Origin of the sequence: Devosia enhydra (assembly GCF_900119845.1) — a bacterium.
In the GTDB taxonomy this organism is placed as follows: Bacteria; Pseudomonadota; Alphaproteobacteria; order Rhizobiales; family Devosiaceae; genus FPKU01.
Genome location: NZ_FPKU01000001.1, coordinates 942887 through 965162 on the forward strand (window position 1 = coordinate 942887; position 22276 = coordinate 965162).

Genomic DNA, 22276 nt, shown 5'->3' on the forward strand with positions numbered 1-22276 from the left:
CTCACCGCAAAGGCGCGGCGATCGTGTCTGGCCGTGCGGGATCAAACAGCTCGTTGGCCCAGAGCACCACGATGAGCTGGTCGGGGCCGATATTGGTCACGTCGTGGCTCCAGCCCGGCACCGTCTCGACCACCTGCAACTGATCCGAGGATGTCTCGAGCGCATGCGTTTCGCCCGACACCATATGGCGAAACCTGAAGCGCGCCTGTCCCTGCACGACGAGGAACTTTTCCGTCTTGCTGTGATGATAGTGGCCGCCGCGCGTCACCCCGGGCAAGGCCGTGAACACCGAGACCTGCCCGCTGTCCCCCGTCTTCAGAAATTCTGCAAAGAGGCCGCGCTGGTCCTCATGGGCGCGCAAGGGGTAGGCGAAATTCTGCGGCGGCACATAGCTGAGATAGGTCGCATGCAAGGCCCGAACCAGCCCGGAGCCGACCGGCGCCGTGACCAGCGAGGTCCGGCTGTCCCGAAAAGCCCGGATCTGGTCGGCGAGAGACCCGATGGTGATCCGGTGCACCGGACCGGGCGCCGCGCTCTGGCCGCTCGTAGCGATGGAGACGAACGCATCGATCAGGTCATCGATGTAGAGCAGCCCGATCTCGGCTGCCGGATCGTCGATGCGGACGGGCAGGCCGCGCGCGATGTTGTGGCAGAAGGTGGCGACGACAGAGTTGTAGTCCGGTCGGCACCATTTGCCGAACACGTTGGGCAGCCGCAGGACATGAACGGGTGCACCCGTGCGCAGACCATAGGCGCGGACAATGTCCTCGGCGTCGCGCTTGGATCGGCCATAGGGTGTGTCGCGCGCCGCCTGGATGGAGGAGGCCAGCACCAGCGGCACGATACGCCCCTGACCCGCCAGCGCGTCCACGATGCGCTGCGTGAACACGACATTGCCCGACCAGAACTCGGCAGGGTCCGCCGGACGGTTCACGCCCGCCAGATGCACGACAAGATCGACCCCTGAAAAGAGGTCCGAAAGTTGCGCGTCATCTGCCTTGTGCGGAATACCTACTGCCTCAACGCCGCGCTCGCTCAGCGCCAGCATGAGATTGGAACCGATGAACCCCCCGGCGCCCGTCACGCCGACGCGAAGCACCGCCGCGCTCATATCAGCCCCAGCCGAGCGAGCTCATCGGCCAAAGGCGAGTCGGCGTCATTGCCCTCGCCACCGAGATCGGCTGGTGCCTCCTTGGGGTCGAGATAGCGCCAGCCCTGGAAGGGGCGCTTCGGCCGAGGCGACACGCGAATGAGGTCTGGCGCCATGATGATGTCGCAACAGCCCTTGCCCTCGCCATCAGTGGCAGCGGCCAGCCGCAGGATGCGCTGTCGCGCCCTGATGACGCCCGAGATCACCCAATAGATCGAGCCCCTGCCCTCGATCTCCTCGGCGCGCTTGGGCATCATGCGGGTGCGATGCACATGCACGTCCTCGCCATAATCGGCGCCCCACCAATGGGCGCGCTCGCTGCGATAGCTTTCGAGTTCCTCAAGCGTCGAGATGCCGACGCAGAGCTTGATCAGGTGCATTGGAGACTGGGCCATTTCGGCGCTGCTTCTGCCATGCCGTGGATTTGGCGTCCATGCCCCGCAAGGCCCTCCGACGATGAGAGAAGGGGCGCCCGTGGCCCGGCGCCCCTCCAAAATCCCCTCCGATCAGGGTCGGGCCGACCTAGAGGCCGGCGATCACGGAGACTACGAGCCCCATCGCAAGCAGACAGATGAACGTCCACGACAGGCTCGGTAACGCGGCACGCCATGATGCGGCCTTTTCCTGGCTTCGCACAGTCGCTCCTTCTTACCGTTATCCGCCGATCCGCGCCTGGCGCGGCCGACATACGAATCGTTAACCGCGTCGCCCCTGCCTCGCAAGTGACCGCAAAGCCACACAGTCCGGCCTCACACCCGGCTAGAAAAGGTCGAACCAGAGGCCAGCTATGCTCAAAAAGGCAAAAAAGCCAATGACATCGGTCAACGTGGTCACAAACGTGCCCGACGCCACCGCCGGGTCCGCCTTGAGACGATTGAGCAGCAAGGGGATGAGGACGCCGGCGCTGCCGGCCACGAACATGTTGATGATCATCGCCATGGCAATCACCGCGCCGAGGCCGGGATTGCCGTAGCGGAGCGTGGTCACGATGCCGATCAGCACCGCAAATACCGCCCCGTTGACCACGCCGACGATCATTTCGCGCGAAATGAGCCGCATCACCTTGCGCCGGTCGAGTTCGTGCATGGCGAGGGCGCGGACGGTGACCGTCATGGTCTGCGTCGCCGCATTGCCGCCCATCGAAGCGACGATGGGCATCAGCGCCGCGAGCGCCACCATCTGCTCGATGGTGGCATTGAAGAGCCCGATGACCAGCGAAGCCAGTATGGCGGTGACGAGGTTGACGCAGAGCCAGACCAGCCGGCTCTTGAGCGCGCCGAAGACGCTGTCGGAGATTTCCTCGTCGCCCACGCCGGCCATGCGCTGGATATCTTCGGTGGCCTCTTCCTGGATCACGTCGACGATGTCGTCGATGGTCAGAACGCCCACCAGCCGCACAGCGTCGTCAACCACGCCGACCTCGACGAGGTCGTAGCGCTCGAATGTGCGCGCCGCCTCCTCCTGGTCCGACGCGGCGGGCACCGTCAAAGGGTCGGCATTCATGATGTCGGCGATGCGGATGTCGCGCTTGCTGCGCAGGAACTTGTCGAGCGAGAGCGTGCCCAGCAGGCGGTAGCCGGGATCAACGACGTAGATCTGGTAGAACTCGTCAGGCAGGTCTTTGTCGGCCCGCAGATAGTCGATCGTCTGCCCGACCGTCCAGAACGGCGGGATGGCGATGAAATCGGTCTGCATCCGGCGCCCGGCCGAATCCTCGGGATAGTCGAGGCTGCGCTTGAGGCTCAGGCGCTCGAAGGCCGGCAGCTGGTTGAGAATTTCTTCCCGGTCGCCGGGCTCGATATCCTCGAGGATGAAGACGGCGTCGTCGCTATCGAGCTCGGCCACGCCACGCGCGATATCAGCGTTCGGGATCGCCTCGATGAGGTCGGCGCGAACCGCGTCGTCGACCTCGGTCAGCGCTGAATAGTCGAATGCGTCGCCCAATAGCGTCACGAGCGCGAGCCGTTCGTCCTGCTCCAGCGCCTCGATGACATCGCCGGCATCAGCCGAATGCAGCGGCTCCATGAGCGCGGAAAGACGCTCGATATCCCCGGCGCGAAGGGCGTCGCGCAGCCCATCGAGCCAGCGCGCACTGACATGCCCGGTCTCGTCGCGAAGGGCGTCGGGCGCGATGCCTCCGGCTTCGCCGGCGGCGCCTGTGGTCTCATCTGTCATGGCTGGCCCGTTGCTGGCGAGAGGCGGGATGGATGAAGATGTAGCCTTTTGCCTCGGCCGGCGCCACCCACGCTCTGCATTTTGAGCCCCGCCAGAAAATCAGCCCGTGCCACATTGCCGGATTGTGGACCGCGCCTGTACAAGCCCGCTGAAGATCGTCTCGAACCCCGCAAGGCCTGCCTGACATGTCATTTCAACCTGCCGGCATTGCCTCGGCTGCACGTGTTTGGGCATCCTGATGGCGCACATGCTCGTCACGGGCGGAGCCGGCTTCGTGGGCCAGCATCTCTGCCAGCGCCTCCTTTCGGCCGGGCACGCCGTTACCGCCATCGATGATCTCTCGACCGGCAGCGCGCGAGCCGTCGAGCGCCTTTCGGGCAATGCAGGCTTCACCTTTGTTCAGCACGATGTCTGTCACCCTTATGCGGTCGAGGCGGATCTCATCTTCAATCTCGCCTGCCCGGCCTCGCCCCGACACTACCAGGCCGACCCCATCCACACCCTGCGCACCAGCGTGCTGGGCGCGATCAATGCGCTGGATCTGGCGCGTACGCTTTCGGTGCCTCTGGTGCAGGCCTCGACCTCTGAAGTCTACGGCGACCCGCAGGTCCATCCGCAGCACGAGGATTATTGGGGCCACGTCAACCCGATCGGCCCGCGCTCCTGCTATGATGAAGGCAAGCGCGCTGCCGAAACGCTGTGCTTCGATTACCGGCGCATGCACGGCGTCGACGCCCGCATCGTGCGCATCTTCAACACCTACGGCCCCGGAATGGCGGTGGAAGACGGCCGCGTCGTCTCTACGCTGATCATCCAGGCGCTGCGCGGCGAACCGCTGACGCTGTTTGGTGATGGCATGCAGACGCGCTCGTTCTGCTATGTCGACGACCTGGTGTCCGGCCTCATTGCAATGGCCGGGCCGGGCGGAGCCGAGGGCGGTCCGATCAATCTGGGCAATCCGGGTGAATTCAGCATGATCGCGCTGGCTGAGCGCGTGCTTGAGCTGACCGGCAGCAATTCGCCGATCATCTTCCAACCGTTGCCCCAGGACGATCCGCGTCAGCGCCAGCCTGACATCAGCCGAGCGATCACTCAGCTGGGCTGGCGGCCTGTGACCGATCTGCGCGAGGGTCTCCAGCGAACCATCGACAGCTTCCGCGATATCGTCGTTGACGCGTAAGCCACACCGGACGACCAACAGGAGGTCCTGATGCCAGCAACCACCGAAATGGCCCGCCTGCGCCGCGAGGTCGATTCCCTCGTCGCCGCGGTCGAACAGGACATGCGTCCCAACGCCAAGGCCCCGATGACCGCCTCTGCCCGCCTGTCGCTGCGGTCCGATCTTGAACAATGCATGCAGCGGCTCGACGAACTGCGCACCCTGCTCGCCGGCTGATCCTGCATCCTTCCAGCGTGCCGCGGCCGCTGTTTTCTCTTTGTTAACCAGGATCTTGGCTGCCACGATTTGGCGATAATTTTAATCGAATTGCCGCCTATCCCCTCCTCCGACATTGACCAGACGCTGCGCGCCGACGTCGCGGCGAGGAGGATAATATGACTGCACCGCGCCACTGCCATTCCTGCTCCGGCCCCCGCCCCCGCGCCGCCATCCGCTGCCCCTGGTGCCTGCGGGACTATGATGCAGCGCCCATGCGCCCGCAGCACCTCTTCGCCCATTTCGAAGGAGAATCGGCGCGCATGTCCGCGCCGGTGCGCGCGTCCATCCACGCCCGTTAGACACCGCCAGATGAGGAAGCGAAGGAGGTTGCGCAGCGCCCTGCGCAGCCTTGATGAAGGCGCGACACACCCTCGCGACTGAGCGCCAAAAACAGAAAAGGCCCGCCTGAGGCGAGCCCTTCATCTGTCCAGCGACGAACGCTGAAGTTTCCCTTGGTGCGGTCGAGAAGACTCGAACTTCCACGCCTTGCGGCACAGCGACCTCAACGCTGCGCGTCTACCAATTCCGCCACGACCGCACGCCAGGGGAACGCTTCGATGTCGTCCCGAAGCGAGCGAGCATGTAGCAAATCGAATCCCCGGGCTCAAGCGGTTAAATCGAAAATCGACACGATCCGCGCATCACCGCGTGCGCACATGCTTTTCGGTCACCTCGACCGACAGCCTGCCGTCCTCGACACGGATCTCGCCGCGGGCCACCAGGGTCTTGTTGGCATAGATGCGCATCGGGTCCGTTTCGGTCGTGTCGAGTTCGATGACCGCCCCGCGACCCAGGCGCAGCAGATGGTGGATCGGCATCGTCGCCGAGCCCAGTTCCACGGTGATATCGACTTCAATTGCCGTCAGACTGTCCATACATAGGCCCCACGGGCCGAATCCGGCCTCTCTGTCGCACGATCGGAGCATTCGACCCGCATGGTTACCCAATCGTTAACGAGCCCCTCTCCCGCCTGCGATTCGCCTGCAAAGCTCAAGCGCGCCGCTGGCGCCGCCGTGGGCTGGATCATCAGCGAGGGGCTGACGGGGTATCCGCTGGCGCTTGAGACGATGAAGGCCCATGCCACCGCGGTGGCTGCGGGCGAAGCGCGCGAGGCCGTCTGGCTGGTCGAGCATCCGCCGCTTTACACCTCAGGCACGTCGGCCAAAGAGACCGATCTCCTCGCTCCCGAGCGATTCCCCGTCTATGCGGCCGGCCGAGGCGGGCAGTTCACCTATCATGGTCCGGGGCAGCGCGTGGTCTACCTCATGCTCGATCTCAAGGAACGCGGCCGCGACATCCGCTGCTTCGTGCAGGGGCTAGAGGGCTGGATCATCGACACGCTCGCCGCCTTCAACATCAAGGGCGAGCGGCGCGAGGGCCAGGTCGGGGTCTGGGTGGCGCGTCCCGAGCGCGGGCCCGGCCGCTACGACAAGATCGCGGCGCTCGGCGTGCGCGTGTCGCGCTGGGTGAGCTTTCACGGCGTCTCGATCAATATCGCGCCCGATCTTGCCCACTATGCCGGCATCGTACCCTGCGGTATCACCGATCAGGGAATCACCAGCCTTGAAGATCTGGGGCAGCTTGTTGGCATGCCCGAGTTCGACGGCGCACTGCGCCGCAATTTCGAGCGTCGATTCGGGCCGGCCGAACGTGCGGCACCCGAAACCCTTGTATCCGGCTCCTGAGCGCAGCATCCTGCCGCGACAGCGAATCCGCCTTGCGCCGAAAGGGACGGGCCATGCCGATCGAGGACATCAAGAAAATCCTGCTCAGCCCCGCCCTGTTCAGGCTCGACAGGCGGCTGGCACCAAGTCTCGTGCCCCTGCTCTATGCGGTGGGGCTGTTCGGCGTCCTCATCTGGGCGGTGAAGCATCTCTTCGCCACCTTCGGCGAGAATTTCGGCAATGGCCTCTGGGGCCTGCTCGAAATCATCACCTTCGGCACGCTGGCTCTTATCGGCCTGCGGATCCTGTGCGAGGGCGTGCTCGCCTATTTCCGCATGGCCGATGACGAGGGCGCGCTCGAGCCCGAGCATCGCGTGCCCTCGACGCTGCTCGAGGACATCACCGACGCGCTCGAGGATATTGCCGACGTCGTCGATGACGAGGACGACTACATCACGCCGGCCACCGACCCGCCGCCCTATGCATCCGGTCGCCCCGGCGAACCATCATCCGGCGCCGGCGCGAGACGCCCCGGATATCGTCGCACGGCGCGGCGCACCCCTGCGCCACGCCCCTGATTGCTGGTCCCCGGCGCGATGGCGCGCTGGTGGAGCTTTTCGTGCGTTCAGTCCTTGTCGACGCTCCAGGCGCCGGGACCCGCGAAGACGAGATAGAGGAAGACAAAGCAGAACAGGATGGCCGCGTCGCCCATATTGGCCACGGGCCACGGGCTCATCGGTGCGTGACCTAGCCAGTAGGCGACGGCCATGGTGCCCGAGGAGATGAACGCGGCGATGCGGGTCTGGAACCCGACCAGCATCAAGAGGCCAGCCACGAGTTCGATGATCCCGGCGGCGTAGAAAAGACCATTCATCTCCATCGGGAAGCCGACGGGGAAGGCGAAGAGCTTCTGGGTGCCATGGGCGATGAACAGCAGCGAGGACACGATGCGCAGCGCGCCAAGCGCCTTCGGCGCATGCGGAGACAGGTTTGAAAAGATGGCCATGATGAGGGTTCCGATTTGAGAGGCGGCAAACCGACAGCATGCGCCTGCCCGGGTCGAGCCGCCTAAATCCGAACGCTGCGTTCGCTAAACCCTATTGAGCGCGGTGCCCGCAGCCACCACATGGCACCCTTGCAGCGCGACGCTGCCCTCTTTCTTGCTTTTCCTGCCGTTTCGGCTATGAGGCTGGCGCTCATGAACCATCAGACACCCAAGATCGGTCTGGTCAGCCTCGGCTGCCCGAAGGCCCTCGTCGACAGCGAGCGCATCCTGACCACCCTCAGGGCGCAGGGCTATGCCTTTTCGCGCGATTATGAGGGCGCGGACATGGTGATCGTCAACACCTGCGGCTTTCTCGACAGCGCCAAGGCCGAGAGCCTTGAGGCCATCGGTGAGGCGCTGGCTGAAAACGGCAAGGTCATCGTCACGGGCTGCCTCGGCGTCGAGGAAAGCCTGATTCGCGAGACCCATCCCTCCGTGCTTTCGGTCACCGGACCGCACCAGTATGAAGCCGTCGTCGCTGCGGTGCACCAGCATCTACCCCCGGTGCCCAATCGCTTCGTCGATCTCGTGCCCGAACAGGGCCTGCGGCTGACGCCCAAGCATTACGCCTATCTGAAGATTTCCGAAGGCTGCAACAATCGCTGCAGCTTCTGCATCATCCCGCAGATCCGCGGCGACCTTGCCTCGCGCCCTATTGCCAGCGTGCTTTACGAGGCCGAGCGACTGGTCAAGGCCGGCGTCAAGGAAATCCTGGTCATCTCGCAGGATACGAGCGCCTATGGCCTCGATCTGCGGTATGCGCCCTCGCCCTATCACGGGCGTCAGGTCGAGGCGCGGCTGCAGACCCTCGCCGAGGAGCTGGGCCAGCTCGATGCCTGGGTGCGGCTGCACTATGTCTACCCCTACCCGCATGTCGACGGCATCATTCCGTTGATGGCCGAGGGCAAGATCCTCCCCTATCTCGACATTCCCTTCCAGCATGCGGCGCCCTCGGTGCTCAAGGCGATGCGGCGGCCGGCCAATCAGGTCAAGACGCTCGACCGCATCAAGGCCTGGCGCGCCATCTGCCCCGATCTCGCCATCCGCTCGAACTTCATCGTCGGCTTCCCCGGCGAGACGGACGCGGATTTCGAGTTCCTGCTCGACTGGCTCGAAGAGGCCGAGATCGACCGCATCGGCTGCTTTGAATACGAGCCGGTGACCGGCGCCACCGCCAACGAACTCGAGGGCATCGTGCCCGACGAGGTGCGGCGGGAGCGCTATGAGCGGCTGATGGAAGTGGCGCAGGATATTTCTGCGCACAGGCTCTCGCAGCGTGTCGGCCGCACCATCGAGGCCCTCGTCGATGACGTTCGGCCCGCCGAGAACATCGCGCTCGCCCGTTCGCAGTGGGATGCGCCCGAGATCGACGGGCAGGTCATCATCGCCAACGCCGCCGGCATCAAGCCCGGCGACATGGTGACGGTCACCGTCACGGGGTCGGACGAATACGACCTCTTTGCCACTCCGGTCGGTCGGTGACGCTGCCGCATAGCGCGCATCAGATCGCCCTGCCCCGTGGCCGCGTGCTCTCGCTGGGCGCGCGTCCCACGATCATGGGCATCCTCAACCTCACGCCCGACAGCTTCTCTGATGGCGGGCAGCATGAGGGTGTCGATGCCGGCCTTGTCCATGCCGCGGCGATGGTCGCCGAAGGCGCCGACATTCTCGACATAGGCGGCGAGAGCACCCGACCCGGGGCCACGCTGGTCCCCGTCCAGGATGAACTCGATCGGGTCGTGCCAGCGCTGCTGGCCCTGCGCGCCTCCGGCATGACCCTGCCGATTTCCATCGACACCTACAAACCGCTCGTGGCCCATCAGGCGCTCGAGGCCGGCGCCGACATCATCAACGATGTCCACGGCCTGCAGCGCGCGCCGGAAATGGCGGAAATCGCTGCCCTTTTCGGCGCACCGGTCATCGTCATGCACTGGGATGAAAAGCGCGATCCCGCGCGCGATATCATGTCCGCCATACTGGCATTCTTCGAGCGGTCGCTGCGCATCGCCGAGGCGGCGGGGCTTGAGCGCGACAAGCTCATCCTCGATCCCGGGTTCGGCTTCGGCAAATCGCTGGACGAGAACTACGCCATCCTGCGCCGGCTGGGCGAACTGCATGTGCTGGGGCTGCCGGTGCTTGCCGGCACCTCTCGCAAGTCGATGATCGGCCGACTGCTCGACAAGCCCACCGACCAGCGGCTTTCGGGCACACTTGCGACATCCGTCATTGCCTATGGCGCGGGCGCGCATATCTTCCGCGTGCATGACGTGGCAGCCAACCGCGATGCGTTGCGCGTCGCTCACGCGACGGCTTACGGATTAGAGGGAGCTTGAGCCCATGGACAAGGCGTTCGACGGCGACCGCATCATTCTCACCGATCTGGGCTTTTACGGCTATCATGGTCTGATGATCGAGGAGAACAGGCTCGGCCAGCGGTTTTTCATCGATCTCACCTGCGGGGTCGATCTGGCCGAGCCGGCGCGAACCGACCATGTCGGGGCCACCATCTCCTATGCCGAAATCTACGACGTGGTGCGCGTGGCCTTCGACGAAAAGCGCTTCAAGCTCATCGAAGCGCTCGGCCAGCACATCGTCGACCGGCTGTTCGCGGCCTTCCCCTCGATTCGCTGGGTCCAGATCCGCGTCCGCAAGCCGGAGGCGCCGATCGCCATGGTGCGGGGCGAGGCTGCCATAGAACTGCACCGCCATCGGGTGGATGCCGCTTGAGCCGCGCCTATCTCGGGCTGGGCGCCAATATCGGAGACCCCGCGGCCCAGTTGGCTGAAGCCCGCAGGCGCATTGCAGCGCTGCCCGGCACCGCCATCGTCGCGCTCTCCGATGAAATCGCGACGCCGGCCTGGGGCAAGACCGACCAGCCGGATTTTCTCAACCAGGTCGTGGCGATCGACACCAGCCTTCCCCCGCACCGATTGCTCGAAGCCTGCCTCGAAATCGAGCACGTCATGGGCCGGGTGCGCATCGAACGCTGGGGTCCACGCCTCATCGATATCGACATCATCGCCTATGATCGTCTGGTGCTTGCCGACCCCCGGCTGACCCTGCCCCATCCGCACGCGGCGGCGCGGGCTTTCGTCATCGATCCGCTCCGGCAGGTCGCTCCCGACATTGCCGACTGGATTGCCGCGCAAAACCGGGCCTGAGGGCGTTCCACCCACCACACCGCCTCAAAAGCAAAAGGGCCGGCCCGCAGGCCAGCCCTTTCGAAACGTTTGGAAAGCGCTGATCAGCGCTTGGAGAACTGGAAGGACCGACGGGCCTTGGCGCGACCGTACTTTTTGCGCTCGACCACGCGGCTGTCGCGGGTCAGGAAGCCACCCTTCTTGAGCACGGCGCGAAGCTCGGGCTCGAAATGGGTGAGCGCCTGCGAAATGCCATGGCGCAGCGCGCCGGCCTGGCCGGAAAGACCGCCGCCCGACACGGTGGCGACCACGTCATACTGGTCGACGCGCGAGGCCGCCACGATCGGCTGCTGCAGGATCATCTGCAGAACCGGGCGGGCGAAGAAGGCATCGTAGTCCTTGCCATTGACGGTGATCTTGCCGTTGCCCGGCTTGATCCAAACGCGTGCAATGGCGTTCTTGCGCTTGCCGGTGGCATAGGCACGGCCCTGGTCGTCGAGCTTCTGCACATGCACGGGCGCGTCATTGGCCGCGCTGACGGTCGCGACGCTGCCCAGATCTTCGAGGGAGGAGATGATCTCGGCCATTACTGAGCCCTGACATTCTTGGTGTTGAAGGACGCGACGTCGATCTTCTGGGGCTGCTGGGCCTCATGCGGATGCTCGGCACCGGCATAGACGCGCAGATTCTTGAGCTGGGCGCGCGACAGCGGGCCACCCGGCAGCATGCGGCGCACGGCGTTCTCGAGCACGCGCTCGGGGAAGCGGCCTTCGAGCAGCTGGCGCTGCGTGCGGCCCTTGATGCCGCCCGGATGATTGGTGTGCCAGTAGAAGACGCGCTGGTCGAGCTTGCGGCCCGTCAGCTTGACCTTGTCGGCATTGATCACGACGACATTGTCGCCCATGTCCATATGCGGGGTGAAGGTCGGCAGGTGCTTGCCGCGCAGGCGCATGGCGATGATCGAGGCCACACGGCCCACCACCAGGTCGGTGGCATCGATCAACACCCACTTCTTGCTGATCTCGCTCGGTTTGGCCGAGTAGGTGCTCATGCTTGTGGTTCCTTGGAAAGTCTGAAGGATGCCGGAACATCCCCTGTTCGGCGCCCGTCTAGACGCTCCGAAGGAACCCGTCAAGCATGTTTTAATTCCGCTGCGTTATCAATCACTTACAAGCGCGGTATGATATTACCGCCGCGTAAGGTCCGCAACATACAGTGTAACGAGCCCCAGCAGCATGAAGGCCAGAACCTGATGCCCGAGCGCCATCCAGATTGGCACCGACATCAGCAGCGTTCCGATGCCCAGAGCCGCCTGCAGGATGGTGATGACGCCGATACGCGGCAGCCAGCCATGAACGCCCGAAAATCCGCCCGTCCGGCTGCGCAGAAACAGTAGCAGCGCGATATAGGCCAGAATGCCATAGGCCAGCATGCGGTGGATGAACTGCACCGTGAGGTTGTTCTCGAACACATTGCGCCAGGCCGGATCCATCACCCAGAGGCCATTGGGGATGATGGCGCCGTCCATCAGCGGCCAGGTGTTGTAGCCCATGCCGGCGTCGAGCCCGGCAACCAGACCACCCCAGAACAGCTGCACGAGAATGGCGATGCCCAGCACCACCACCGGCCAGGCCCCGCGCTCATCGGCATGCACGAGCTTGGGCCGCTCCAGCCGGCGCGCCACCCAGACGATGGCGCAGAACAGCAAGGATGCGGCACTCAGATGCGTCGCCAGCCGATACTGGCTCACCGAGGTGAGCTCCGTCAGCCCCGACGAAACCATCCACCAGCCGAGAAATCCCTGGAAGCCGCCCAAAAGAAAGAGCCCGCCCAAGGGCAGCGCGAGATCGCGCGAGAGCCGACCCTGCGCGAGGAAAACCAGGAACGGCACCGCAAAGGCCACGCCGAGGAAACGGCCCAGGAACCGGTGCGCCCATTCCCACCAGAAGATGTACTTGAAGTCGTCAAGCGTCATCCAGGAGTTGAGCAGCGTGTATTGCGGGATCTGCTTGTAGGCTTCGAACTCGGCCTGCCAGTCGGCATCGCTGAGCGGCGGAATCGTGCCCGACAGCGGCCGCCACGAAGTGATCGAAAGCCCCGATTCGGTGAGGCGCGTCGCCCCGCCCACCACCACCATCAGCAGCACGAGCCCGGCCATCACCCAGAGCCAGATGCGCACGGGCCTCAACCTGTCCGCTCTTAGAGTGTGGTGAAGGCTGGTATCGGCGGCAATGCTGGTCATGGGCGGCTCCATGCGGCGAAATCAGGTCGCGATGACGCATTCCGGCACGCTGCGCGGACTGCTAGAGCGTGTTGGTCGCGGGCGACGGCGCAGATCGAATGCGCTTGCCGACGTGGCTCTAGGCCTCCATACGCAGGGAGGCAAGGTTAGAGATTGCCGCAGGCTGGTGATGTGATGACGCAGCGCAACCGCAAGCTTTTCGGCACCATCCTGATGGTGCTGCTGATCGTGGTCTATTCGGCGCTCGCGACGGCTCTCTACCTGGCGCTGTTCACCGGCGCGCCGCCATGGGTGCTGATCCTCTATTTCGCGATCGCCGGCCTCGGCTGGGGCATCCCGGCTGCCGGGATCATCCGCTTCATGGCACGCCCCGACTGATCGCAGGGTCCTTGTCCATCAGCGAAAAGAGCGCGCCTGTCGCCAGCACTTCCACATGCCGCCGCTGCTGGAAGAGCCCGTTGAGCGAGATGCGCGGCAGCGAGGTCAGCCTGTCTTTGTGGCGCGCGTAAATCCCGCCGGGTCGCGTCGTCACCGCGGTCTTGAGCCCGAGCGCCTCCGCCATCGCATATTCCCTCTCCCCGGCCGCGACGGCGCTGCCGATGGGGTAGGAGAAATGCTCCGGCGCCCGGCCGAACTGCGCCTTGAGGATGGCGATCGACTGCGCCATCTCGTTGCGCGCTTCCGATGCGCTCAAAAGCGCGAGTTCAGCGTGGTTGACCGTATGCGCCCCGAGCGTGCACAGCGGCTCCTCGGCAAAGGTCGCGAGCGCGCCCCAATCCATGATGAGACTGCGGCAATGGGCCGTGAGATCGAAGCCATATCCCTCGGCAAACGCGGCCATCGCTTCGGCGCGGCGCGGCTCGGGCAGACTGCGCAGATGGGCATAGATCGCCGCAAACGCCGCCCCCTTCTCCTGATGGGTCGCACTTGGCAACTCGTCGCTGCCGAACCGCACATGCGGCTGGGCCGCCACGATATCTTCGAGCGCCTGCCACCACACCTGCCCGACCCCATCGACGAATGCCGTCGGAACATAGAGCGTGAACGGGCAGCGCTGGCGTCGCAGTATCGGCAGCGCGTGGACGAGCGTGTCACGATAGGCATCGTCAAAGGTGAAGGAGACGAAGGGCCGCTGGGGCCTCGGCGCCCCGATACGCACCACAGCCTCATCAAGACTGACGGTCTCGAAGCCCAGCGCCCGCACTCGGCTGATCACGTAGTCGAGATAGTCCGGCGTGACCTGGAGGATGTCATTGGGCGAAAACGCTGCCGGCGGGTCCGGCAGCACGCGATGAAGCGTGAAGATGATACCCCGGCACGAGGATGCCCGCCGGATCAGATGCGTGATCTGGCTGGCCCAGAGCAGGTCGAATGCCGCAGCGAAAGCCCGGTAGCGCCAGCCCCTCACTCACGCAGTCTCGGCGCTGTCGGGCGGCGAAACGATCTGCGCCCCGGCAAAGCCGAGCGCCTCGGCCTCCTCGGTCGCCGCCTCGATCGGCAGGCGATCCTCGCGATCGCGCGAGACCAGCACCAGCCTGCAATCGATGCCGGCAAACACCGCGAGGCTCGAGGCAAGGCTCAGCCGGCCTGTCGAGACGATCACGACCTCATAGAGATCCGAAAGCGCCTCGATGAGCGTCAGCGGCTTCATCGAGCGGCGCTCGAGCTTGCGGATGGTGCCCCATGGCACATTGGCGAGCCCGTCATGAACCTTGTGAACCACGTCCCCGAAGCTCGATCCGTCCGAGGCGAGGTCGGTCAGCCCCGCCGCCCCAGTGACTTGACCGCTGCCGGCATCGACGGTCACCACGCTGAGCCCCCGCGCCGTGGCGTCGGCAGCCAGCTTTTCCGACACGAGCCGGCAATCGGCCTCGTCCTCGACGCCCGCCAGCACGATGACGCGGGCGCGGCCGAGCGCGATATCGGCCGAAAGATTGCTGAGCGGCGTTCCCGCCTCGGCCTGTCGCGGACCGACATCGGCACGACGCAATTCGCTGACCGCTGCTGCGGCGGCCGCAGGCTGGGCGACCGCTGCCACAACCGGCGCTACCGACGCCCTATCCTGTGCCGGCGCTGACGCCACACTCTGGTCCACCATCTCGATGCGCCGCTCGGTGACCATTTCGGTTGGAGGATACGTCTCCGGCTGCGTCACCCGGGCGTAGGATCCGGGCGAGCGGCTGACAAGGGCGCGGCCGGACATCAGCTCGCCAAAGAGGATGCCACCCACCTGCAACATGATCGCGACGAAAGCGACGGCGCCCAGCGTAAGCCCGGTCTTGGGCGAAGCGGGTGTCACCGAAGGCGCCGCGATGGTCACGACACGCACGTCGGGCAGGATGGAATTGGATTCGGTGCGCGACAGCGCCTCGCGATAGCGCCCCAGATAGCTTTCGAGCAGGTCGCGCTGCGCACGGGCCTCGCGCTCGAGCGCATCGAGCTGAACCGTGCTTTCGGTCGCCGTGGAGGCCGTGATCTTAACCCGGGCCAGGTCGTCGCGCAGCGATGCCTCGATATCGCCTTCCACCCGCGCCTCGGCGTCAAGCCCGGTGGCCACGCGGCGCGCTTCGGCAGCGATCTGCGCATTGACCTCGCCGATCTGCGCCCTCAGCGCCTGCATGGTCGGGTGGCTGTCGAGCAGCGTCGCGGAACGCTGGGCCAGCTCGGCCTGAAGATCGGCACGGTTCTGCGTCAGTTGCGCGATGATCGGGTTGGCGCGAATGTCGGTCACCCCGTCGATCGGCTGCCCCGATGCCAAGACGCTGCGGATCAGCGCTGCCCGGCTCGCGGCGTTGTTCTTGCGCTCCTGGGCGGCGTTGATCTGGTCCGAGATGGTGCTGAGCTGCTGGTCGGGCAAGCTCGTCTGGTTTGACCCCATGAAGAGATCGTTGCGGATGCGATATTGCGCGACGGCCGCCTCGGCCTCCTGCACGCGGGTGCGGAGTTTGGTGATCTCCTGCTCCAGCCAGCCCGAGGCTTCGGCAGTGTCGGCGAGCGTCAGATCGGCCCGGCGCTTGACATGGGCGTTGGCAATCGCATTGGCGAGCCGGGCCGCAAGCTGCGGATCCTCGGAGGTCACCGAGACCGAGATGATCGCCGAATCGCGTTCGCGCGACACGCTCAGCCGGTCGTAGAGATTGGAGAGCACCTGCTGGTCGATATTGCGCCGCTCGTCGGCACGCCCCAGCAGCCGCATCACGAAGCCGACCGGCGAGAAGCCGGCATCGGCAAATTCGGGCACCGTGCGCAGGTTCTCGCTGTCGATCACCGATAAAAGCGTGTCGCGCGAGCGGATGAGTTCGATCTGGCTCGACATCAGCGCCTCGGCGCTGATGCTGCTCTGCGGCGAGGCGCCGGTGAAGGCGTTCTGCCGCTGCTCGACCAGCACGCCCGCCGAGCTTTCATAGAGCCGCGGCATCAGCATCAGGATGACGAAGGTGATGACGAGCAGCGCCACCGTTACCACGATCACCCGCAGCCAACGCGACAGCACCGCCCTCAGCAGCTCGGCAATGTCGACCCGGACATCCGAGTCGTCGGCGGTATTGGCGGTCATGGGCTGCTCCTGCTCCCCATGTCTATGCGCCAGCATGGTAAGAATTCGGTTAAGGCCCTCTTCGGAGAGCCGCACATTGCGACGACGGCTCCCTGGACTAGGGGATTGTTAACCACGTCGGTCCACAATGCCGATCATTGCAATTGGATCGGAACAGCTGTCGTGACGCGTTGGCGCAAGGCCCTGGCTGCCCTTTTTCTCGTTACGCTTTCGGGCTGCGCCCTGAGCCCGCGGCCTGCTACCTATCCGGTCGAGGTCAAGGGCCCCTACACGCTCGATACCGGCGACGTCGTGCGCGTGTCCGTCTATGGCGAGGAAAGCCTTTCGACCACCTACAAGGTCGAGGATACGGGCGCCATTTCCGTGCCGCTGGTCGGAGTCGTACCGGTGCGCGGCTCGACGACCCAACAGGCAGGCGCCCGGCTTGCGGCGGCGCTGGCCAACGGCTTCCTGCGTAATCCGAATGTCGCGGTCGAAATCGATACCTACCGGCCCTTTTTCATCCAGGGCGCCGTGCGCAATGGCGGGCAGTTTCCCTATGTCTACGGCATGACGGTGCGCGCCGCGATCAGCACGGCGGGCGGCTTTTCCGACACCGCCGATCGCAGCAAGGCCATCCTCTATCGCCGCTCGGGCAGCGAAATGTCCAAGGGCGGCGTCGAGCTCGATTTCCCCATCTATCCCGGCGATACCATCGTCGTGCAGGAACGCTGGTTCTAGGAGATGGCCGAGCGTCCCCTCCGGATCCTCCAGGTCCTGCGCGCGCCGCTCGGAGGGCTTTTCCGCCACGTCAACGACCTGACCCGCGAGCTTTCGGCGCGCGGCCATCAGATCGGCCTCGTGGTCGATAATCTCGTCTCGGACGGGCTTACGCGCGAGCGCCTGCAGGCGCTCGGGGGTTCGACCGCGCTCGGCATCCATCACTTCCCGATGCCCCGCGTCATCGGCCCCGGCGACCTCACCACCCCCTTTGCCGTCCGCGCCCTGGCCGACAGGCTGGGGGCCGAGGTGATGCACGGGCATGGCGCCAAGGGCGGCGTCTGCGCCCGAATCGCGCGCATCGGCCGCAAGAACCGCGTTGCCCTATACACCACCCATGGCGGGGTGCTGAACTACCGCCCGGGCTCGATGCAGAGCCGTGTCTTTCTTGGTCTCGAACACCAGCTGCTGCGCTTTACCGATGGCATCGTGTTCGAGAGCGACTTCGCCCGCCGCACCTTCATCGAGCGGATCGGCCAGCCCGACTGCGAGGCGCCGGTCATCCATAATGGCCTTACCGCACACGAATTCGACCCGATCGTGCGCAACCCCGACGCGGCCGATTTCGTCTTCATCGGCGAGTTCCGCGGCGCCAAGGGCATCGATGTCCTCATGCGCGCCCTCGCCCCGCTGAGGGCGCCCGACGGACGTCCCGCGACGCTGGTGGCGGCAGGCGATGGTCCGATGATGGGCGAGATCAGGCAGCTCATTGCCAGCCTGGGGCTGGGCGATCGCGTCACCCTCCTCGGCGTCGCCCCGGCCCGCCCCACCCTGGCGCGCGGACGCTGCATGGTGGTGCCATCCCTCGCCGAATCGCTGCCCTATGTCGTTCTCGAGGGCGCCTCCGGCGGTCTTCCGGTCATTTCCACCAATGTCGGCGGCATCTCCGAGCTCTTTGGCGGCCTCTCGCACCAGCTCGTGCCGCCCAGCAACGACAAGGCCCTTGGCGCCGCGATGCAGGCCTATCTCGATGATCCCGAGCCCATGGAAGCGCAGGCACGCGCCCATGTCGACTACATCAAGCCCCGGTTTTCGGTCTGCACCATGACCGATGGTATAGAAGCGCTTTACCATCGCGCGCTTGCGCGCCGGCAAAGGTCGATTGCCTCGGACTGATTTCACTTCCCATTCATGGCTGCGGTCCTAGCGTCGCGACAGTTTCACACTGTCCGTATTGGCGACCATGTTCAGCCTCGACCCCCGCAAGACAGCCGCAGAGCATATCGTCGCCGGTCCCTCCAGCGACTCCAATCTCAGCGAAGCCGCGCGGCAGATCATCGCCAAACCCGCCGATGCAACCCTGTCGGCATCCGTCGTGGTCGGGCTTGCGCAGGCCATCGAAGCCCTTCTGATCGGCACGCTCGGCTGGGCGATCTATGAAAGCTATGTGCGCGGACAGGACGATTCGTTCTATGTGCCGGTGATCTTTGCGGCTGTGCTGGTCGCCAACATCCTCTTCAACGTCGTCCGCACCCATCGCATCGCAGCCTACCGCACCGTGGTGCAGCAGAGCGGCCGCGTTCTGGCCGCATGGACGCTCGTCATTCTCCTCATCGGCACGGCGGTGTTCTTCTTCAGGGCGCAGGACCAGGTTTCCCGCGTCTGGCTCGTGAGCTGGTATATCGGCGGCGGCGGCGCCCTCCTGCTTTATCGTATGTCGCTGCGCGCCCTTGTGCTGCGCTGGACGGCGCAGGGCCGCCTCAAGCGCCGCGCCGTCATCGTGGGCGGCGGCAAGGATGCCGAGCCGCTGATCGATGCCATCCAGCACGGCGCGGAAAACGACATCGTGCTCATGGGCCTCTTCGACGATCGCGATGACGAACGCTCGCCGCTGCTCGTTGCGGGCTTCCAAAAGCTGGGGCGGGTCTCGGACCTCGTGGAATTCGCCAGGCTGACGCGCGTCGATCTGGTGATCGTCTCGATGCCGCTTTCCGCCGAAAAGCGCGTGCTCCAGATGATGAAGCAGCTCTGGGTCCTGCCGGTGGATATCCGGCTTTCGGCCCACATGAACCAGCTCCGCTTCACCCACAAGGCCTATTCCTATATCGGCGACGTGCCTGTCTTTGACATGGCCGATCGCCCGATTTCGGACTGGAACCTCGTGTTCAAGTGGCTTTTCGACAAGGTCGTCGCCCTTGTCGCGCTCGTGCTGCTCTCGCCGATCATGCTGGCCACCGCCATTGCCATCAAGCTCGAGAGCAAGGGGCCCGTCATCTTCCGCCAGAAGCGTCATGGCTTCAACAACGAGCTCATCGAGGTCTACAAATTCCGCTCGATGTACACCGACAAGACCGATGCCGGCGCTTCAAAGCTCGTGACCAAGAACGATCCGCGCGTCACCCGCGTCGGCCGGTTCATCCGCAAGACCTCGATCGACGAGCTGCCGCAGCTCATCAACGTCCTCCAGGGTCGCCTGTCGATCGTCGGGCCCCGCCCGCACGCACTTCAGGCCAAGGCCGACAACAAGCTCTATTACGAGGCCGTGGATGGCTATTTCGCTCGCCACAAGGTCAAGCCCGGCATCACGGGATGGGCGCAGATCAACGGATGGCGGGGTGAGACGGACACGGTCGACAAGATCATGCAGCGCGTCAACCACGACCTCTACTACATCGAGAACTGGTCCATCCTGTTCGACATCTACATCCTGATCATGACGCCGGTCTCGCTGCTGTCGCGCAACGAGGGCGCCTATTGATGCGGTCGAGGCCGCCCGCCCTGCGCTTGGGCCGCCCCTACACGCATTTGCGTTTTGGCGCCGCGTTCGCCCGATGCGATGGTGCAGGCCTGTCGCCCAGAGCGGGGCTTTTGCCATGACCACAGACATCGGCACCTTCGCCTCCCGCCCGCGCGACGGCATCAGCCTCGGCGCCCTGCGGTTCACGCTGTTTTCGCTCCGGAACCTCATCTTTTTCACCGCCGTCCTGGCGATGAACTACACCCTGATGCGGCCTTCGCCGGTCGACCTGCTTTACATCACCTCGTTCATCTTCACCTTCCTCTACATGGTGTCGATGCAGAAGCTTGCCGTCACGCCGCGCACGCTCATCTTCTCGATGATCCTCGCGGCCTGGGCGATCTCATTCCTAGTCGCCTCTCTGCCCCATCTTAGCCAGGCCTTCGTCACCTTCGAGCTTCTGGCCAAGACCTTCGCGATCTCGATCGGCTTCATCGCCGCCTTCGTGTCGATGACCTGGACACGGCGGCATTTCGAGACCTTCATGGCGGTCTATATCGCCTCCTGCGTCATCGCGGCGATCCTTGGCACCATAGGCTTCCTGACGCAGCTCGAACTGCTCACCTGGGACGGGCGGGCCAAGGGGCTGATCGATGATCCGAACATGTATGGCTCGTTCCTGATCCCGGCGATCGTCTTCTGTTCCTATTTCCTGTCGCGCGGACAAGGCAGCAAGATCGTGCTGGGCGGCGCCATCGCCGTGGTGATGCTCGGCATCCTGCTGTCATTTTCGCGCATCGGCGTGGTCGCGGCGGTATTCTGCCTTCTCACCTACATCGTCTTCCACAATCGTCGTCATCCGGGCCGGCTGGTGCTCATCGTGGCGGGTCTCGCGGTGACCGGCGTGATCATCTTCATCTTCGCCAGCCTCACCTCGGCCGAGTTCATGGACAAGCTGCTCGACCGGCTGACCTTCGCCAAATCCTATGATCTGGGCGAGGAAGGCCGCTATCGCCGCTACCTGCTGGTGCTGCCGATGATCCTGCAGGATCCGATCGGGCTTGGCGTCCTCCAGCTCGAAAAGATCTTCCCCGAGCCCATCCACAACATCTGGCTCAGCTCCTTCGTCAATTATGGCTGGGGCGGCGGGTTCAGCTACATCACCCTCGCCGTGGGCAGCGTTGTGGTCTCGATCCTCAACTATCGCCGCACCCGCAGCGAACTGGCGATCGCGCTCCTGCTCTCGCTGGCGGGAATCATCTTCTGCTCCTCCCTGCATGAGGGTGAGCACTGGCGGCATTCCTGGCTGTTCTACGGGCTGGTCTGGGGCTTCAACGCGTCGCTGATGATGCCTGCGGCAAAGCCCGCTGCCGCACCGAAAGCGCCGATCCGCAGCGCATCGCCGCCGGATCTGCGCGCTGCAGCCCTTGCCGAATTGCGCGGGCGGATCCGGCGCTGATCAGCTGAGCGTGGCAAGCTCTGGCATCGCCAGATAAGCCACGCCCAACTGCGCCGTGCCTTGTGCGAAATGATCGGCCTGCGATCGTGCCAGATCGGTTTCGGCATGCGAGCCGATCCAGGCGAGCAGCGCCATGCGTCGCAGCAGCACCATCGTGTCGAGGGCAGCCAGATCGACGGGGCCGAGCCTGCGATGCCGGGCATACCCCCTGAGCCAGGCCGCCTTAAGCGCCGGAACCTGCGGGCTCGTCTCGATGAACGAGATCGCGGCGGCAAAGTCGTAGACGAACCAGCAGAAGCCGCAGTCATCGAAATCGATGAGCGTAGTACGCCCTGGCGCGACCAGCAGGTTGGCCAGCCGCATGTCGGCGTGGATCAGCCCGAACCGGTCGGGGCCGGTGCCGTAGGCGGCCAGATCCCGGCGCAGGCGATGATCGACGGCGTCCAGTGTCGCGCGCACCGTGCCCACATGCGGTGCCGCGCGCCAGTCGCCCCACAAGCCCCCGGCGTCGAGCACGCCCCCCGCGCTCCACACCTGGCGGGCAAATCCTGCGGGCGGCTGCCAGGATTGGACATGCAGATGCGCCTCGGCGGCATAGGCGCCGATGGTTTCAAACAGCGGCTCGAGCGCATCGTGGGGCTGCGGCTCGCATCCGGGCTCGAGATGGAACATCACGGCGAAGCGGTCCGGCTCCACCTCCTGGATCGCCTGCCCGTCCAGCCCCGCAATCACGCGCGGCAGCGGGATCGTCGTGTCGCGCGCCAGAGCAGCAAGCCACGCCAGTTCACTGCCGATGCTCGCCCGGCTCTGATAGCCAGGCCGATGCAGCCGCAGGATCCTTGGCGCATACCCCTCCGCTTCGAGCCGGAAGGTGTGGTTTTCCGAAAGGTTGATGAGCCGGGGCGATAGCCCGGCGGCTTCTGGCCACCGGGCAAGCCAGGGGCGCGGATCGGGCAGGGTCAAACCGTCGG

The 22276-nt window shown here is 65.0% G+C and carries 24 protein-coding genes and 1 tRNA gene; 13 read left to right on the plus strand and 12 right to left on the minus strand.

Translation table 11 applies throughout. From position 1 onward, the window contains the following. Position 1: 1 nt before the first annotated feature. From wbjC to mgtE, 3 genes are all read right to left on the minus strand, one after another. Complete coding sequence (gene wbjC, locus BT183_RS04595) at positions 2-1111, minus strand: UDP-2-acetamido-2,6-beta-L-arabino-hexul-4-ose reductase (RefSeq protein WP_072339432.1); 1110 nt, start codon at positions 1109-1111, stop codon at positions 2-4. Next, positions 1108-1545 carry a DUF1489 family protein gene (locus BT183_RS04600; protein WP_072339433.1) on the minus strand — a complete coding sequence of 146 codons (438 nt, stop codon included), beginning with the start codon at positions 1543-1545 and terminating at the stop codon, positions 1108-1110. The genes wbjC and BT183_RS04600 overlap by 4 nt, the downstream gene beginning before the upstream one ends. Positions 1546-1909: 364 nt before the next feature. Continuing rightward, positions 1910-3325, minus strand: a complete 1416-nt coding sequence (mgtE, locus tag BT183_RS04605) for a magnesium transporter (RefSeq protein WP_072339435.1) — start codon at positions 3323-3325, stop codon at positions 1910-1912. Between the two features lie 238 nt (positions 3326-3563). Here mgtE and BT183_RS04610 point away from each other — a divergent pair, with 238 nt between their 5' ends. Together BT183_RS04610 and BT183_RS20415 are read left to right on the plus strand one after the other, a co-directional pair. Next, on the plus strand, positions 3564-4505 hold the full coding sequence (locus BT183_RS04610) for a UDP-glucuronic acid decarboxylase family protein (protein WP_072341530.1): 942 nt from the start codon (positions 3564-3566) through the stop codon (positions 4503-4505). Between the two features lie 30 nt (positions 4506-4535). After that, a complete protein-coding gene (locus BT183_RS20415) occupies positions 4536-4721 on the plus strand; it encodes a hypothetical protein (protein WP_143145662.1) in 186 nt (61 codons plus the stop codon). A gap of 495 nt (positions 4722-5216) precedes the next feature. On the opposite strand, the gene BT183_RS04615 is transcribed toward BT183_RS20415, so the two are convergent. Together BT183_RS04615 and BT183_RS04620 are read right to left on the minus strand one after the other, a co-directional pair. Continuing rightward, positions 5217-5301 (minus strand) — tRNA-Leu (locus tag BT183_RS04615). A 103-nt stretch (positions 5302-5404) separates the two neighbouring features. Next, positions 5405-5638 carry a FliM/FliN family flagellar motor switch protein gene (locus tag BT183_RS04620; RefSeq protein WP_072339436.1) on the minus strand — a complete coding sequence of 78 codons (234 nt, stop codon included), beginning with the start codon at positions 5636-5638 and terminating at the stop codon, positions 5405-5407. 60 nt (positions 5639-5698) lie between these two features. On the opposite strand from BT183_RS04620, the gene lipB reads away from it, so the two are divergent. Further along, the gene (gene lipB / locus BT183_RS04625; RefSeq protein WP_072339437.1) at positions 5699-6448 is read left to right on the plus strand and encodes a lipoyl(octanoyl) transferase LipB; all 750 of its coding nucleotides are present in this window, start codon (positions 5699-5701) and stop codon (positions 6446-6448) included. Positions 6449-6501: 53 nt separating this feature from the next. Continuing rightward, positions 6502-7005, plus strand: coding sequence for a DUF4282 domain-containing protein (locus tag BT183_RS04630; RefSeq protein WP_072339438.1), 504 nt, complete (start codon positions 6502-6504; stop codon positions 7003-7005). 47 nt (positions 7006-7052) lie between these two features. Here the strand turns inward: BT183_RS04630 and BT183_RS04635 are convergent, their stop codons facing one another. After that, positions 7053-7433: a DoxX family protein gene (locus BT183_RS04635; protein ID WP_072339439.1), complete on the minus strand. Its 381-nt coding sequence runs from the start codon at positions 7431-7433 to the stop codon at positions 7053-7055. Between the two features lie 192 nt (positions 7434-7625). On the opposite strand from BT183_RS04635, the gene rimO reads away from it, so the two are divergent. From rimO to folK, 4 genes are all read left to right on the plus strand, one after another. Then, positions 7626-8954 (plus strand): 30S ribosomal protein S12 methylthiotransferase RimO, encoded by a 1329-nt coding sequence (gene rimO, locus BT183_RS04640; protein ID WP_072341532.1) that lies wholly within the window; start codon positions 7626-7628, stop codon positions 8952-8954. A gap of 74 nt (positions 8955-9028) precedes the next feature. Beyond that, entirely contained in the window at positions 9029-9805 is a 777-nt protein-coding gene (gene folP / locus BT183_RS04645) for a dihydropteroate synthase (RefSeq protein ID WP_084603390.1), read from the plus strand. Positions 9806-9809: 4 nt separating this feature from the next. Beyond that, positions 9810-10199: a dihydroneopterin aldolase gene (folB, locus tag BT183_RS04650; protein WP_072339440.1), complete on the plus strand. Its 390-nt coding sequence runs from the start codon at positions 9810-9812 to the stop codon at positions 10197-10199. Beyond that, positions 10196-10633, plus strand: a complete 438-nt coding sequence (gene folK, locus BT183_RS04655) for a 2-amino-4-hydroxy-6-hydroxymethyldihydropteridine diphosphokinase (protein ID WP_072339442.1) — start codon at positions 10196-10198, stop codon at positions 10631-10633. The genes folB and folK overlap by 4 nt, the downstream gene beginning before the upstream one ends. Positions 10634-10716: 83 nt before the next feature. Here folK and rpsI read toward each other — a convergent pair whose 3' ends face one another. From rpsI to BT183_RS04670, 3 genes are all read right to left on the minus strand, one after another. Further along, on the minus strand, positions 10717-11199 hold the full coding sequence (gene rpsI, locus BT183_RS04660) for a 30S ribosomal protein S9 (protein WP_072339443.1): 483 nt from the start codon (positions 11197-11199) through the stop codon (positions 10717-10719). After that, positions 11199-11663 (minus strand): 50S ribosomal protein L13, encoded by a 465-nt coding sequence (gene rplM / locus BT183_RS04665; RefSeq protein ID WP_072339445.1) that lies wholly within the window; start codon positions 11661-11663, stop codon positions 11199-11201. The genes rpsI and rplM overlap by 1 nt, the downstream gene beginning before the upstream one ends. A 135-nt stretch (positions 11664-11798) precedes the next feature. Further along, positions 11799-12854: a COX15/CtaA family protein gene (locus BT183_RS04670; protein WP_072341538.1), complete on the minus strand. Its 1056-nt coding sequence runs from the start codon at positions 12852-12854 to the stop codon at positions 11799-11801. 174 nt (positions 12855-13028) lie between these two features. On the opposite strand from BT183_RS04670, the gene BT183_RS04675 reads away from it, so the two are divergent. Then, a complete protein-coding gene (locus BT183_RS04675; protein ID WP_072339447.1) occupies positions 13029-13232 on the plus strand; it encodes a DUF2842 domain-containing protein in 204 nt (67 codons plus the stop codon). Here the strand turns inward: BT183_RS04675 and BT183_RS04680 are convergent. Together BT183_RS04680 and BT183_RS04685 are read right to left on the minus strand one after the other, a co-directional pair. Continuing rightward, the gene (locus tag BT183_RS04680; RefSeq protein ID WP_072339449.1) at positions 13213-14262 is read right to left on the minus strand and encodes a polysaccharide deacetylase family protein; all 1050 of its coding nucleotides are present in this window, start codon (positions 14260-14262) and stop codon (positions 13213-13215) included. The genes BT183_RS04675 and BT183_RS04680 overlap by 20 nt on opposite strands. Beyond that, complete coding sequence (locus BT183_RS04685; RefSeq protein WP_072339451.1) at positions 14263-16410, minus strand: GumC family protein; 2148 nt, start codon at positions 16408-16410, stop codon at positions 14263-14265. It abuts the gene before it with no gap. A gap of 162 nt (positions 16411-16572) precedes the next feature. Here BT183_RS04685 and BT183_RS04690 point away from each other — a divergent pair, with 162 nt between their 5' ends. From BT183_RS04690 to BT183_RS04705, 4 genes are all read left to right on the plus strand, one after another. Further along, positions 16573-17130, plus strand: a complete 558-nt coding sequence (locus BT183_RS04690) for a polysaccharide biosynthesis/export family protein (RefSeq protein ID WP_072339453.1) — start codon at positions 16573-16575, stop codon at positions 17128-17130. A gap of 3 nt (positions 17131-17133) precedes the next feature. After that, positions 17134-18285 (plus strand): glycosyltransferase family 4 protein, encoded by a 1152-nt coding sequence (locus BT183_RS04695; protein ID WP_072339455.1) that lies wholly within the window; start codon positions 17134-17136, stop codon positions 18283-18285. A gap of 67 nt (positions 18286-18352) precedes the next feature. Beyond that, positions 18353-19867 carry an undecaprenyl-phosphate glucose phosphotransferase gene (locus BT183_RS04700; protein WP_072339457.1) on the plus strand — a complete coding sequence of 505 codons (1515 nt, stop codon included), beginning with the start codon at positions 18353-18355 and terminating at the stop codon, positions 19865-19867. Between the two features lie 115 nt (positions 19868-19982). Continuing rightward, positions 19983-21305 (plus strand): O-antigen ligase family protein, encoded by a 1323-nt coding sequence (locus BT183_RS04705; protein ID WP_072339459.1) that lies wholly within the window; start codon positions 19983-19985, stop codon positions 21303-21305. On the opposite strand, the gene BT183_RS04710 is transcribed toward BT183_RS04705, so the two are convergent. Beyond that, a complete protein-coding gene (locus tag BT183_RS04710) occupies positions 21306-22268 on the minus strand; it encodes a phosphotransferase enzyme family protein (protein WP_072339461.1) in 963 nt (320 codons plus the stop codon). Positions 22269-22276 lie beyond the last annotated feature (8 nt).